This window comes from Bacillus sp. REN3 (genome assembly GCF_017912555.1).
Taxonomy (GTDB): Bacteria; Bacillota; Bacilli; order Bacillales; family Cytobacillaceae; genus Mesobacillus.
In genome coordinates this window covers 93020-107022 of record NZ_JAERSD010000011.1, presented here as the reverse complement: position 1 = coordinate 107022, position 14003 = coordinate 93020, and the positions used below count along the sequence as shown (strand labels likewise).

The 14003-nt window shown below is 44.4% G+C and carries 11 protein-coding genes; 2 read left to right on the top strand and 9 right to left on the bottom strand.

Going from position 1 to position 14003, the window contains the following annotated elements; genetic code table 11:
* Nucleotides 1-697 precede the first annotated feature (697 nt).
* Complete coding sequence (locus tag JJQ88_RS11665; RefSeq protein WP_210366074.1) at nucleotides 698-1303, bottom strand: class I SAM-dependent methyltransferase; 606 nt, start codon at nucleotides 1301-1303, stop codon at nucleotides 698-700.
* 236 nt (nucleotides 1304-1539) lie between these two features.
* Here JJQ88_RS11665 and JJQ88_RS11660 point away from each other — a divergent pair, with 236 nt between their 5' ends.
* A complete protein-coding gene (locus JJQ88_RS11660; RefSeq protein WP_210366073.1) occupies nucleotides 1540-1743 on the top strand; it encodes a thioredoxin family protein in 204 nt (67 codons plus the stop codon).
* A gap of 222 nt (nucleotides 1744-1965) precedes the next feature.
* Here JJQ88_RS11660 and selB read toward each other — a convergent pair whose 3' ends face one another.
* The 4 genes from selB to JJQ88_RS11640 form a co-directional block, all read right to left on the bottom strand.
* The gene (selB, locus tag JJQ88_RS11655; RefSeq protein ID WP_210366072.1) at nucleotides 1966-3849 is read right to left on the bottom strand and encodes a selenocysteine-specific translation elongation factor; all 1884 of its coding nucleotides are present in this window, start codon (nucleotides 3847-3849) and stop codon (nucleotides 1966-1968) included.
* Between the two features lie 72 nt (nucleotides 3850-3921).
* Nucleotides 3922-4722, bottom strand: coding sequence for a type II pantothenate kinase (gene coaW, locus JJQ88_RS11650; protein WP_210366071.1), 801 nt, complete (start codon nucleotides 4720-4722; stop codon nucleotides 3922-3924).
* 271 nt (nucleotides 4723-4993) lie between these two features.
* The gene (locus tag JJQ88_RS11645; protein WP_210366070.1) at nucleotides 4994-5785 is read right to left on the bottom strand and encodes a nucleotidyltransferase domain-containing protein; all 792 of its coding nucleotides are present in this window, start codon (nucleotides 5783-5785) and stop codon (nucleotides 4994-4996) included.
* A gap of 493 nt (nucleotides 5786-6278) precedes the next feature.
* Nucleotides 6279-6584, bottom strand: coding sequence for a DUF3892 domain-containing protein (locus JJQ88_RS11640; protein WP_210366069.1), 306 nt, complete (start codon nucleotides 6582-6584; stop codon nucleotides 6279-6281).
* Between the two features lie 102 nt (nucleotides 6585-6686).
* Here JJQ88_RS11640 and JJQ88_RS11635 point away from each other — a divergent pair, with 102 nt between their 5' ends.
* A complete protein-coding gene (locus JJQ88_RS11635) occupies nucleotides 6687-7736 on the top strand; it encodes a M42 family metallopeptidase (RefSeq protein ID WP_210366068.1) in 1050 nt (349 codons plus the stop codon).
* Between the two features lie 158 nt (nucleotides 7737-7894).
* Here the strand turns inward: JJQ88_RS11635 and JJQ88_RS11630 are convergent, their stop codons facing one another.
* The 4 genes from JJQ88_RS11630 to JJQ88_RS11615 all read right to left on the bottom strand — a co-directional run bounded on the left by JJQ88_RS11630 (nucleotide 7895) and on the right by JJQ88_RS11615 (nucleotide 13903).
* The gene (locus JJQ88_RS11630; RefSeq protein ID WP_210366067.1) at nucleotides 7895-8956 is read right to left on the bottom strand and encodes a DUF3900 domain-containing protein; all 1062 of its coding nucleotides are present in this window, start codon (nucleotides 8954-8956) and stop codon (nucleotides 7895-7897) included.
* Between the two features lie 66 nt (nucleotides 8957-9022).
* Complete coding sequence (locus JJQ88_RS11625) at nucleotides 9023-12160, bottom strand: AAA family ATPase (RefSeq protein WP_210366066.1); 3138 nt, start codon at nucleotides 12158-12160, stop codon at nucleotides 9023-9025.
* A complete protein-coding gene (locus JJQ88_RS11620; RefSeq protein ID WP_210366065.1) occupies nucleotides 12157-13302 on the bottom strand; it encodes an exonuclease SbcCD subunit D in 1146 nt (381 codons plus the stop codon). Before JJQ88_RS11620 ends, JJQ88_RS11625 begins: the two co-directional genes overlap by 4 nt.
* A gap of 400 nt (nucleotides 13303-13702) precedes the next feature.
* Nucleotides 13703-13903, bottom strand: a complete 201-nt coding sequence (locus JJQ88_RS11615) for a cold-shock protein (protein WP_210366064.1) — start codon at nucleotides 13901-13903, stop codon at nucleotides 13703-13705.
* Between the last annotated feature and the right edge of the window lie 100 nt (nucleotides 13904-14003).

Sequence of the window (14003 nt, the reverse complement as noted above, 5' to 3'; positions counted from 1 at the left end):
GACAGGTCCTTCGACGGACAGGACGTCCTAGTGTCGACGTTGCCGCAGGACGCGGCGGTCTTAGTCGGCCAGCGTTTGTCGGGGCTGACCAAAGCGCTTCAGCTTCCCTATCTCCTCGGCGCTAAGGGCGCCTGCGGGGTCTCCACCTTGCCGCTGCATCCCGCAGGACACTGAAAGGCTCCGGCGAATTCGCCCACGCACGAAGGAAATGCATTAGCATTTTCGAGGAGTCAGTCCCTTCCGTTCCAATCAACTCTTTAAAAAACAACATTCAGCTTTAACACAGCCAAAATTAAATATACGTTGGTGACTAAAAACTTGACTAAGTTTTGAAACCTTTTGTTCCCAATGCTCTTACTGGCGAAAAGACATGTATGCGGTCATGGGTTCCAAGACGCTGGATAAGTACCGGATGTGTAGATTCAGAAAAAAGGAATCTGAATAATCCCCATTCAGGCATATGTCTATTGCATGTGATAAGTGTCAAGCCATCCTCAATGGCAATTCATTTTATTCCTTGAAACTGCGAATCTGCAACCCTGCTGACTGCGGCGTTTCCTTCGAATAAGTAATACTGCTTTATCCTCAAATCCATAGCCAACCCTCTCTATTTTCCACCGATTAACTATTCGACAAAATTTCGGAAATTCCTCGCAAAAAAAAACGATCCTCAATCGAGGATCGATTCGGTGTATCATTAAAACATTTCTTTTTTTACGATTGCTTGGATGACATGTCCAATTCCAGTATGGCCGGTTCCTTCTGACCTTTCCTTTTCACCATAGAAGAAATGGATTACTTTATACTCCTGTAACCATTCGAGCACGTTCGCTGGGTTATAAAGCAGATCAGCCGTTTTCGGTCCGCCGGTTTTATAGTTGATTTGTTGCTCAGAATAAACTTCCAGCATGATGGTTCCGCCAGGTTTCACTGTTTTTATCAGCTTATCGATGACTGATTTTTGATGTTCTTTCGCAAAGTGACCGAACACCATAATGCCGCCGTCAAAGGCTTCCTCCGGCACCGGGTCGGTTATTAGGTCTTTTCGTTCCGTTTTAATGGCGACATTGGATTTTGCAGCTAATGTCATTGTTTTCTCTAAACCAACTTCAGAATAATCCCATGCAGTGATATCATGGCCCAGCCTGGCAAGATAGACCGCATTTCTCCCCTCTCCTTCAGCGAATGCTACGATAGTCTGATCATTCTTTAGATAAGTTGCATATTCTTCAATGAATTTGTTCGGTCCTTCGCCATATACATATTCACTTATGCCGAATCTTTCATCCCATTGGTTTTTCATTTTACCACTCCCTGAAGAAAAGTCTTTTTCATTATACCCTATACCCTTTCAAAAGTATGATAAAATAGTCTCGATAATGGGTATCATCTTGAAGAGGAGGTTTTAGAAATATGCGGGAATTAACATCGCTCGATGAAGTGAAAAGTTTTATAAATGATCATGAGCTTAGCTTCATCTATGTTTTGACTGATGGCTGAAGTGTGTGTCATGGTTTGCTTCCTCAGGTTGAGGAGGTCATGAAAGACTATCCGAAGATTGAAATGGCTTTGGTAAATGCAGAAAAAGTCGAGGAGATTGCAGGCTATTTAATGGCTTTTACAGTTCCTGTTCTCGTCCTTTACCTTGATGGAAAAGAATACCTGCGGGAAGCTCGTATAGTACAGGTCGAAAAATTGCGAGCTGATATTGGAAAGATTTACGATGGAGTCTATGGAGACTGATGAACAGTCCGGGGAGCACCCGGACTTTCCATCACCAATTTCGAGCTCCCTTCCCCCCATGGGGTTCCTTAATATGATTGAAAAAGGGATGCATTATCGGTCAAAAACATGTTTACTGCCTACACAGCATAAAAACGCAAAAAATGAACACCTTTAGTTTACATAACAAAATTATGATGAATCGATATAAAAACAGCAGGATTGCTATCCTGCTGCATTCTATTACTTAAGCCATACTCTTTTATTTTCGACCCGCTTTGTATATCCCAGAGTGTCTAGTCGTTCAAGGAAGGGAATCATATACTTCCTTGATAAATCAACGGCTTCTTTTGCCTGCGGAACCTCGAACTCTGAGCCTGTATGTTCTCTCAGCTTATTAACCGCTTCTGTAAAATGCTCCCCATACCAGGCATACTGGTCATCCAGAGAAACAATCCTTTCCTGGTCTTCAAGGAAGCGTTTCAACTCTACTGCCAGAGAATCCGGAATGCCCGCATTCTTAATATAATCGTTCAGGTACGCAACCTTCAGGCCATCGCTCTCAAGTGCCTGAAGCATGTTCTCCGTCCGTCTTTCCCAGTTCTTCGGTACATGCGGCTCAAATTCAGACAGCCTGATAAATTGGCCTTTTCTTCCGAACAAGCCTTTGTTGATTCCATCCTCAATAATATATTCAAGCAAGGATTTAGGCGCGATATTCTGCATCGCTTGGAGCAACTCTGCTTTGTTCATTCCTGGCCGCATTGGATTTGAGTCATGATACTCGCTCAGCCGGTCTATCATCTCTTCACCAAGGTTTTCGATCAGGGAGGCAAGTGTGTACTCCCTGGCTGAATATTTAATGAATTGCCCGTCTTCAAGAGTCTCTTTTAACGTCTCTTCGCCCAGAGCGGTCCTTTTGATCAACTCAGCAATATCCAGGCTTTTTGCTTCGTAGAGAGCAGCCCGGATTCTCTCGCTGGGCGTACCCACCTTCTTTTTCTCCAGTTCTTCAATCGTTTCAAAGCCAAACCTATATTTGTTGCCGCGCGGGTCGATGACCCATCCACCGCCTATCGTCTCCTGGGGGCTTGGCCGGCGGATAATAAAACGGTCTCCCCGCTTCGTGACGATTTTTTCATCGAGCCGCAGTTGGCAAAGTATTTCCCCGTTTTCTTCCTTAAGTTCATTCCGGTCAAAGAACACAATCCTTCCCATCACTTCTGTGGTTCCAATGTGACATTTTATAGGGGTCCTCTGTTTGACTAAGTGCTCCAGATCTTCAACCACTCTTATGGCTACATCAATTGTGTTTGTCACGATAAAATGATCAGATGAGACAAGAACTTCCCCACGCTCAAGATCCTCTCTTGAAACCCCGGAAAGGTTAATAGCGACTCGCTGTCCGGCAAAAGCGGACTTTGCTGGCTTATGATGGACCTGAAGCTGGCGCGCGCGGACATCAAGACCATCAGGAAGCACCTTAAGGAGCTGCCCTTCATCCACAGTCCCTTCGTAAACTGTCCCTCTTACGACCGTTCCCTGGCCTTTAACCGTGAAAACTTGGTCGATCGGCAGGCGGAACGCTCCTTTCGCATCCCGCATTTCCTGCTTCTTAAGCGTATCGATGATCAGACCCTTTAGCTCTTGAATCCCTTTATTCGAAAGGCTGTCCACCATCATGAATGGGGAATTTTCAAATACTGTCCCTTCAAGCTCACTCAAAATATCATCTTTCACCAGCTCGATGAATTCTTCCTCGACTCGGTCAATCTTAGTGATGGCAATGATGCCGGCACGGATGCCGAGGAAACCAAGTATATCCAGATGTTCCCTCGTCTGCGGCATGACGCCTTCATCAGCAGCGACAACCAGGACGACCAGATCGATTCCTGCAACACCAGCGATCATCTGTCGGATGAACCGTTCATGGCCAGGTACATCGACAACCGATATTTGGAGTTCATCATCCTCATATAATGGGGCGAACCCAAGTTCTATTGAAATCTGTCGTTCCTTTTCTTCCTTCAGGCGGTCAGTGTCCACGTTTGTCAGTGCTTTGGTCAGCGACGTTTTCCCGTGGTCAATATGTCCGGCCATCCCGATGGTGAAATACCTTTTGCTCAAATGCTGACACCTTCTTTTTTTATCATCACTCTTACTCTAACTTTTAAGCCAGAATAGTTCAAGAGACGGAAATTAGAACATTTTCGCTCCGATTGCACCGCTGAACTCGCCGTCTGGGAGAAAAACAGGTTCAATTCCTGACATTCCAAGATAGGTTTTAAGACTTTCCTGAAGCGGATTGTTGCCTGCGATGGTGCTCCCAATGAAAACAGCTGAGGATGTTTGCTGCAATGCGGCGGCCTGTACTGTCAACAGCGTTAAGGTTTCCGCAATCAAATTGGATACCGCAGCAATTCGGTCTGCTGCTGTAGCTTCATTAGCAGTTTTCGCAAAATTACTTGCTGTCAATTCCCCTGGAATCGGCGGCTGGTCAGGATGATAGATATCTTTGACCAGCAAATCGACATTTCCCCTAGTCCCTTTTCCGGATAGCTCTACTAGGTCTGTGAATTCTTTGTTTCCGCCAAGCAGCTTGCCCAATCCCATGAATGTTCCTCCTCCAACTCCGCTTCCTAGTATCCGTTCCTGTTTATCACCATCTATCGTAAACCATGATGTACCTGTTCCTACATTGACAAGCAGAAATTTTTTCTGAGGCAAAAGGTTTTTTTGCTCTAAAAGGAAACTGGCCCCTTCACACGAAGCTGTAAATTCATCTGCAATCCTTGCAGCAGGAAAATGGTTTGTCTTAAGGATTCCTGCCTTACCGCCAGTCAGGATAATTTTTCTGTCTGCAGAAAATATCTTCAGCCACTCCATAGCTTCTTCCATCTGAGCAATCGGATATTTTTTGAAATGCAGAACTCTATTTTCTTCAAAGGCCATCTTTATAAGAGATCCGCCTGCATCTATGCCAATCGATCTTGTACCCATCCCTTTCCTCCTCATCATTTTTTATTAGGTTGTTTTCATGAATTTTGTTGGTTTTTACAAAATGGTGGATTTGCATTCCATGTTGCTCGATTGCTACTGGGGGTGAGTGAGCCTCCCTGGCGTAAAAGCGCCAGCAGTGTCCTAATTTTCCCGCTGATCCCGACCGGAGCCACGCAACCTCAGGTTCCAATTAATCTTCTAAAACTATTCGTTTCTCTTAAAGTGATTCAGAAAACAACAAGCCTTTAGAAAACAATCTTTAGTAATACATTTAATGATTCGGCCAAACTTCTTCTAGTGTTTCCCGGAAAAGGGTATCAAGGTTTGGAGTCAAATCAGGCTGTTGATGCCCCCGGGATTTTCCTCCTTCCCGGAGACATCTCATTTCCTTTTCCAGAAATTCATTTATAACATGGATTTGCGGTTCCACATCCAGTTCATCCCCAGCCAGCTTTCTATTTAAAAGTGTGGTTATTTGTTCTTTTAACTGCCCGCGCGGAATCAACTCTTCTAGCAGCACCGGAAATTCCAAAGGAGGGAATTCATTATGCTTTTGAATCCACACCGCAGCCAGAACCGGTCTGAGAACGTAAAAGTATTTTTTTATCTTAACCTCTTCCCCTTGCAAAAACTCCCTGTAATTGCCTGCTGCCATATTCAGATAGTGGTGGATACAGGAGTGAGGCGCAAATGCGTCCCTGCTAAGCTTCTGCATTCTCTCAATAGTTGAAAAGACTTGGTAGTAAACTATTGAAGAACGCATCCATTCCAGCAAGGGAGGATTGGATTTTCTGAACAATCTTAACGTTTTTGTCAGTTCCCACCCCGAAACATCGAGCAGCTCGTCTATAGGGAGCTCGATCACATCCCGTTTTGAGCCAATGCCGATTGGATCGATTGATAAATAGTCCCGTTTTCTATACACATAAATGAACCTGACATCATAGTCACTATCCTTAGAAGGAAATCCCCATGCCCTGCTCCCGGATTCACAAGCATAAAGAATTTTCACACGATATTCTTCTTCGATGTTTTTCAGTGTCTCTATAATTCTTGCATTCATCTGTTTCCTCCTGATCTACTTAAAGTACTAAAAACATTGCTTTCTTTTATTCTATTATGATCCTTCTTTTCCCTCCTTTTTTATTGATTATGTTGAAAATCCAACGGAGATGATTGCCGTTGCCGGATCGCATCAATACTAAGATTCAGATAAGCAAAGCGGGGACGGACGGGGCTATTGTGCCATATTAGTTTTCGAAAAAAGCAAAACGGGCACGATCCGAAGCAGATCGTGCCCAAACAGCCAGTCAGATTCGCAAAACGGGAACAATCTTAGCCAGATCGTTCCCATATAGGCTCTCGAAAAAGAAAAATGGGAACAATCCGACGCAAATCGTCCCCATACGAGTGCGCCAAAAAGCAAAACGGCGCGATCCGAAACACCTTGTGTCCAATTTAACATTTCCATTTTTCACTCTAACTTCACTTGTGATCTAAATGGGTGTTTTGATTCCGAAGAACGGGATCCATCCATATTAAAAGGGCCCAATGAGTTAGAATTCAGGTAAGTTATCGAGGTTGTTTTCCTTGATTCCATCAGGCTCGCTTCGAAGTATATCTCTCCCGTATTTATGGAATACATCTACTTGAGCGAGGTTTCCTGCTTTTGCTTCTGTCAGTGCCTCGATATAATCCAGTTCCCTTCCTGTTTCAGTCCGGAAAGCAATTAAGTCGCCATCATCGTTCTTACGGACGGCGACAATCCTATCCTTCCCGGTATCTTCTGAAGCTGATGGAGTTTGTATAATGCTTTTCTTTTTGTAATCTTCGAAAATTTGGTTATAATCTTTATTTCCCATCTTCTCACCTCCGATTATAGGATTTGTATCCTGCCTGGCATTTATGTGCGTATAAAAAAAGCATATAATAGATGTGTGAGTCTAACGGAGAGGAGTTTTACCATGGGATATCCAAATACAGATGAGACGATAAGATTATTGGAACAGCTCGTCAGCATTCCCAGTCCATCGGGAAATACGAATGAGGTAATTTCGTTCGTTGAAAAATTCCTGGGGGAAATAAAGGTAAATACAAGGAGGAATCGCAAAGGCGGTTTGATTGCAACGCTTCCTGGCAAGGATGATCGAAATCACCGTATGCTGACTGCGCACGTTGATACACTTGGGGCAATCGTGAAAGAAATCAAACCTAGCGGCAGGCTGAAACTCGATTTGATTGGGGGGTTCAAATATAACTCGATTGAAGGCGAATATTGTGAAATCGAGACAAGTTCAGGCAAAAAGGTTACTGGGACAATCCTGATGCATCAAACCTCTGTCCATGTATACAAGGATGCTGGCAAGGCTGAACGGAATCAAGACAACATGGAAGTCCGCCTGGATGAAAAGGTACATAGTGAAGCTGAAGTCCGTGAATTGGGGATTGAAGTTGGGGATTTTGTTTCTTTCGATCCCAGGGTGCAAATCACACCCTCAGGTTATATCAAATCCCGCCATCTCGATGATAAGGCGAGTGTCGCGATCCTGCTCCAGCTTATCAAACAGATCGTACTGGATGAGATTGAACTTCCCTATACAACACACTTTTTAATTTCAAACAACGAAGAAATCGGCTATGGAGGGAACTCGAATATCACGCCTGAAACAGTCGAATACCTCGCTGTTGATATGGGGGCAATGGGTGACGGCCAGTCGACTGATGAGTACACCGTTTCCATTTGTGTAAAGGATGCCAGCGGACCTTATCATTATGAACTTCGAAAGAAGCTTGTCCAGCTTGCGAAAGACAATGGAGTCGATTATAAACTGGATATTTACCCATTTTATGGGTCGGATGCTTCGGCAGCCATCCGCTCTGGGCATGATATCATCCATGGACTTATTGGACCTGGGATTGACTCATCGCATGCATTCGAACGTACACACAAGGAGTCCATCGAAAATACAGCCAAGCTTCTTTATCACTACATAAAGTCCGCGATGATTTTATAGGAATCCTAAAGAAAGTGTTCAATGATTATTGGGAAAATTCATGTATCCAGCAATGAGAATATGTTCAGGAAAAAGGGGACCTTTGCCCAGCTATCACGAAAAAAGGAAAAAAGGGGGATTTTGCATGCAAAATCCCCCTTTCGTTTTTGTTGTAGCCTTTATCCTTTCTGCCTGATTCGTTCGACTACCGTTGCCACTTCGACTGGTTTCACGAACTCCACCGGCGAGAATCCTTTTTCAAAAGTAATCGTATCCGCTTCGATCATCAGGACATATTTATCATTCAGTTTCGCTAGATGGACCGTGTTTCCAAAATCGGCAAGCAGCCCTTTAACCGAAACATGGTCGAGCTTCATTTTCAGTTCTAATTCTGGTGTATGTTCAACGAGCTGAGCGGCTGCTTCAATAATTTGCTCCTGTTCAAAGCGCTCCTGCAGTTCTCGCTTTTCGCTGGCAGCCCAGATTTCCATGGCGTTTTCCAGCTGCTCCCTTTCCTCGCTTTCCGATTCAAACGTTTCTTCCATATGTACTTTTACCATCTCGATAACCTGGTTCTTCACAATTTCCGGCATTGATTGTCCGTACTCGACATATTTAAGGAAATCCTCGAAATAACGAGCGTGTGAAGACTGGTTGATCTTCAATTCATTGGCCTGGATCATTCCTTCTTCCGGCATGTATGGGTATTGGATCGACTTCATATTTTTCGTGGTGATTGCCATCTCAACCTGGCGAATAAGCGTGGATTCATCAGAAATCGAGGCAACCTTAGGCTCGAAATCGCATTTCAAAATAAAGACAAATGAGTCATCAAAATATTTGCTAAGCTTCGCCCTTGCCACAATGAATACACCGCCTCGGACTGCACTCGTATCAACATATGCCCGCGTGAATTTTTCGCTTTCTTCCTGGAAGGCTTCCTTGGATTCAGCGAACCTGACGCGATGAAAAAGATTGTAGTTCGGATTCGAAGTCAAATCATGCCCTTCTTCTACGATGAAATAGCCAATCTTTGTCGGCACATCCTCTGTTTTCGGATGGCGGTCAACTTTGCGTTTGACAATCTTTGTGAATTCTCCATCAAGGAAATCCTTAAGCGAACTATTGTCATAATCTTCTTCATTCAGAGTCTGGTAATGCTTGTATTTCTTATCGGCCTGGTCCCCTTTTCCCTCGACCTGAACGACATAGAACGATAAATATTGCACATCAAAATCCATAATCAATCTCCTTGCATTTGACTATAACATAACAGCATAGACGGACAGTTGATGCTGAAAGGGTCGTCAATTCATTAAATAGAACTCTGTCTTGCTTCCTGTCTGGGTGGCAATGACCTCAAGCCTTGCGTCAATCCTTTCCTTCAATTCAGGAACGTGGGAGATAATACCGACTAGACGGCCGCTGCCCTGGATGTCAATCAGTGCCTCAATTGCCTGATCCAGCGACTCGGGATCAAGCGTGCCAAAGCCTTCATCAATGAACATTGTTTCCAGTGAAACACCGCCTGCATAGTTTTGAACGACATCAGCGAGCCCGAGCGCTAGGGATAGCGCTGCCTTGAAACCTTCACCTCCAGATAGGGTTTTGACATGGCGTTCCTGGCCGGTATATGCGTCAAGGACGAGCAGTTCAAGCCCGCTTTGGACGTTGCCTTTTGAGCGGTCTGTTTTCCGAAGGAGCCTGTATCTTCCGCTTGTCATCTTGGTCAGTCTTACATTTGCTTCAGTTAGGATATCATCAAGGAACGCAGCTAGTACAAAACGTTCGAAGGTGATGCGATAGGTGTTTTGCCCTTTTGAAATTTCGTATAAATGCCCAATTAACTTGTAGCGTTCTTCAAGCACTTTCATTTGCTCATTCAAAGTTTCTACATTTTGCAGGATCGCTTCGTTATCCCGTTTTTTAAAATGGAGATCTTGATAGGCTTCTTCTGCCTTCTTGATCTTTTCACTAAGTACCTCGAACTCCTCCTTCAGGATGCCGATATCAGGTTTCCGCACATCCTTCAGCAATTCTGAGAGTTCCACGAACCTGTCTGTGATGGATCTTATTTCTTCACGGTAACTGCGAATCTCTGCTTCGAGCGTCTGGATTTCCCGTTCTGACTTTTTTGCTTTTGCGTAGAACTGATAATTATCAAATCCTTGTGCAGCCATTTTTGCCCTGAATGATTCCCGCTCAGTCGCGAGCGTATCCTCGGTTTCTTTTAACCGTTTTTCTGCCTCTTCCCCGCGAGCCTTTTCTGAACCAAGTAGTTCCCTTGCTTCCTGGAAATTTTTCCTGGAGTCTTCGAACTGCTGTTCCAAGCGGTCTTTAATTTGAATGGCAGCTTTCAGTTTCGATTGATAAGCCGATATCGACCTCAGTTCTTCAGGAATTCTGTCGGTCATCCCCTCAAGCATGGTTTTCTTTTCTGTATAACGGACCACGGATGATTGATAGCTGTCATCAAGCGTCCTTAGCTGTTGCTGAAGTTTCTCCCTTCCTTCTTCGGCAGTCTTTATTTCAGACTTTATGTGATCGAGAGCGGCCAATTGGCTCGAAAGTGTTTTTTTCTGATCTTTCAAATCGTCCTCTTTGCTTTGGATCAGCAAAACAGTTTCATTAAGCTTGTCCAACTGAAAATCGTTATTGAATTCCAGGATTTCAGCCACAAGTTCTTCCTGCACGCCAGCCAATGACCTGACATTGGCATCCGCTTCAATAAACACTTTTTCCGCCTGAGCTTTTTCCTTTTCCAATTCTGCCGCCTGCTCTCTCGCTGCCTTCAGATCACTTTCATCTGGAATGAAACCATCTTTAGCGATGGCGGGATTGGGATGATGCTCCGAACCGCAGACAGGACAGGCTTCACCGGAAACCAACGATGAAGCAAGGACTGCAGCCTGGGAATGAAGCCAGCTGTGCTCCAGCTCCATGACGGTTGCTTTCGCATCCTCAAGGCGTCCCACGGCATTTTTGAATACCTGCTGGCTGTTTGAAAAGACTTGCCGGGCATTCCGCAGTTTTTGATGGTGCTTCCCCAGTTTATTCAGCTTATCTTTTTCAAAGTTCAGCTTTTCAAGGGCATGCCCGTTTTCAATAAAAGCCAGCTGTGCTTTCTCTCCCTCTTCTCTTTCGGCTTGTAAGGCCTTCAATCGTTTCTCTGCCTTCCTCAACGCTTCTTCCCCATGTTCGCGTTGCCGCCTGATCGAGTCCCGGCTAGCGCCGAGCTCCTGCACCGTTTTGGCAATGATTGAATAAGCATCGACATCTTCTTTCAGATGCTCAAGCTTGCCTAAATGCTCAGCAGCTGCTTTTCGCTCAGCTTCCCGCTCTATCTGTCGCTTGTATTCTTCCTCGCTCCTCTCTAGTTTCTCAGTATACACGCCAATCCGTTCTTTTATTTTTCGGACTTGTACAGACAGACTGTCTACATCTGCTTTAAGCCTGTGGCAGAGCTGTTCCTGTGTTGCAAGCAAAGCCGCTTTCTTGGCAAGCTCAGCTTCGGATTCCTTTTCTTTGAAGGAAAGCTGCTGACCTTCAAGTTTTTCTTTTTTCAGGCGAAGATCCTCAAGAGCTGCAAGCTGTTTCAGTGTTGACTCTGCTTCAAACAGGCGTTGCTGCAATTTGTCCCGTTGGTCCTGGAGTGTATCCCGTTCTTTGTTCAACAATTCCAATCTTCCTGTCATCGCAGCAATTTCCTGTTGTAACAGTGGCAGGAGCAGAAGATCATTCACACTGCCAGCTTCGACATACTCTTTCAGCTCATCGCTTACAACTGCCTTTATGCTGCGAAGGAATGTATCCCGCTTTTCAAGCTGGTCCTCAACCGATTTTTTCAGGACAGTAGCCTCTTCTTTCAATTTCTCCTCAATTCGTTTATAGATTTCCGTGTGGAACAATCTTTGGAGGATTACTTCCTTTTCTTTACTATCAGATGTAAGCAGCTTACGGAATTCCCCTTGCGGAATCATCAGGATCTGACGGAACTGATTGCTGTCAATGATCATGATTTCCTTGATTTTCTCATCTACGTCGCGGACATTCGATGCAAGTAACTGGGCTTGACCATTCCCAACGATCAAATACAATTCGGCCTTTGCGCCGACTAAGGTTGTGCCGCCGCCACGCTCTTTTTTCTTTTCCTGCTGGGGGGACCGTTTAATCCTGTATGTTTTTTGTCTAAGTGAGAATTCCAGGCAGACTTCAGTCATAAGATCCTCACTTGCGAATTGGCTGCGCAAATCAGGGCCATTGCGGTCCTCACCGCTTGCCTTTCCGTAGATGGCATAACTGATGCCATCAAATATCGTCGTCTTTCCAGCACCGGTTTTTCCGGATATCACAAACATCGTCCGATTCCCAAGCTGTGTAAAATCAACCGTTTCCGTACCCGCATAAGGGCCAAAAGCCTGCATGGTCAATTTAAGAGGTTTCATTTCATTCTCTCCTCCTTCATCACCTTGCCGATAATATCAGCCATCACTCCTCGCTTATCGTCTGTGAAATCGGAGGTGGTCATTTCCCGGTAAAATTGTTCGAATAACTCGAGTTCGGTTTTTTTCTCCTCGCGTATTGAGGTAAAATACTGCTTTTGCTTTTGATCGGTCGCTTCAATTTTCCGTTCAAGGTGCAGCACATTAGGAAAGACCTGCCGGAGCTTCCCCATTGGATCAATCAATGCCCCATCATCAAGCAGGGTCACTTTCAAATAGTCATCCGTATTTTCTTTTTCATAAAAAGACGGATCCAACAGTTCTTCTAAATGGCCTGTGATTTCACGCATGTCCTGCTTTGGTGTCAGACTGCGGCAGCGAATGTCAAAATTGCCCTTCTCATCCATTTCAATGATCGAGACACTTTTCCGCTGCTTTGCTTCTGAAAATGAATATTTTAACAGAGAACCAGAATATTTGATCCTGTCATGCTTGATTGCATCGGGGCTGTGAAGGTGGCCAAGTGCCGTTAAGGAAAATGGCGCGAACAGGTCTTGTGTTACACAGCCTGATCCTCCAACAGATAAGGTTCTTTCAGAATCACATGAATCGCCTCCAAGGACAAAAGCATGTCCGACAAATACGTTCGCTTCATTTGGATTCAGATTTTCTTCGATTTTCCCAATGATCGCTTTCATTGCGTCCTGGTGAGAATGAATAGAGGCATCATCCAGCAGATGGCGGACAAGTCCTGGTTCCGCAAAAGGTACCTGATAGAAATTCACTCCATTGATATGTATTGGTTTGAAATCAGCGATAAGCTTGCCAGCAAGGTAGAAATGGTTCTGTCGATACCAGGAACTGCCAAATGATAGCCTTTCGGCACTATCATGGTTACCTGAAATAGCTACAACCGGCGTATTAAGTTCCACATTAATCCTGAATAGAACTTCATCCAGAAGCTCAACTGCTTCTGTTGGAGGAACAGAGCGATCATAAAGGTCGCCCGCGATTACAACAGCATCTGGCTGTTCTTCAGCAACGAGGCCGATGAACTGATTCAGCACCTCCCGCTGATCGTTTGTCATATAGACTCCGTGGACCAGCTTGCCGAGATGCCAGTCCCCTGTATGGATAAATTTCATTTCAATCCCCCTAAAAATCAGGCATTCTTCAAAAATGGCATTTTTTCAATGCTACTATTATAGCAGATGGACTATCTTGTGGGTTTTCCATAAAACAAAAAAGAACGTTTGTTCCAATTTTATCAAAGAACAGGATAAAGGGATATATCAATTTTTGCCTGCCTGGCAAAATGAAAAAGCCGGCCGTTTTATTCCTCTTTTAAAGACCAAGATTGACTTTTTCCCGCGACTCTTTGAAAATGAAGGTAATAAATAGTAGGGAAACAAGGAGAAAATATGGATAACAAAGCGGAGGTTTATATCATTTCCTCGTCGAATTCGCGAGTATGTTTAAAATTCAAGGAAATGAAAGAGCAAACTAAAAAAGCCCAGCCGATGTGGCTGAGCATGTATTTTGGAATTATAGTGTTGTAACGTTGGCAGCTTGTGGTCCACGAGCGCCTTCAACGATTTCGAAGGATACTTCCTGGCCTTCTTCTAGCGTTTTGAAGCCTTCTGACTGGATTGCAGAGTAATGAACGAAAACGTCGTTTCCATCTTCAGTTTCGATGAATCCGAAACCTTTTTCTGCATTGAACCACTTAACCTTACCGTTTTTCATGTAAAAAAATCCTCCTAGATCGGCCGAAAAAGCCATGAAAATTTAGCGAATCACAACGTTTAGTTCTTCATTGCTTGACTCATTTAATTCTAAAGATTAG

Excerpts from the sequence above, each read along its gene's own strand:
- JJQ88_RS11665 (WP_210366074.1), bottom strand. The coding sequence starts at position 1,303 with ATGAAAAACCAATGGGATGAAAGATTCGGCATAAGTGAATATGTATAT.
- JJQ88_RS11660 (WP_210366073.1), top strand. The coding sequence starts at position 1,540 with ATGAAAGACTATCCGAAGATTGAAATGGCTTTGGTAAATGCAGAAAAA.
- coaW (WP_210366071.1), bottom strand. The coding sequence starts at position 4,722 with ATGGGTACAAGATCGATTGGCATAGATGCAGGCGGATCTCTTATAAAG.
- JJQ88_RS11645 (WP_210366070.1), bottom strand. The coding sequence starts at position 5,785 with ATGAATGCAAGAATTATAGAGACACTGAAAAACATCGAAGAAGAATAT.
- JJQ88_RS11640 (WP_210366069.1), bottom strand. The coding sequence starts at position 6,584 with ATGGGAAATAAAGATTATAACCAAATTTTCGAAGATTACAAAAAGAAA.
- JJQ88_RS11635 (WP_210366068.1), top strand. The coding sequence starts at position 6,687 with ATGGGATATCCAAATACAGATGAGACGATAAGATTATTGGAACAGCTC.
- JJQ88_RS11630 (WP_210366067.1), bottom strand. The coding sequence starts at position 8,956 with ATGGATTTTGATGTGCAATATTTATCGTTCTATGTCGTTCAGGTCGAG.
- JJQ88_RS11625 (WP_210366066.1), bottom strand. The coding sequence starts at position 12,160 with ATGAAACCTCTTAAATTGACCATGCAGGCTTTTGGCCCTTATGCGGGT.
- JJQ88_RS11620 (WP_210366065.1), bottom strand. The coding sequence starts at position 13,302 with ATGAAATTTATCCATACAGGGGACTGGCATCTCGGCAAGCTGGTCCAC.
- JJQ88_RS11615 (WP_210366064.1), bottom strand. The coding sequence starts at position 13,903 with ATGAAAAACGGTAAGGTTAAGTGGTTCAATGCAGAAAAAGGTTTCGGA.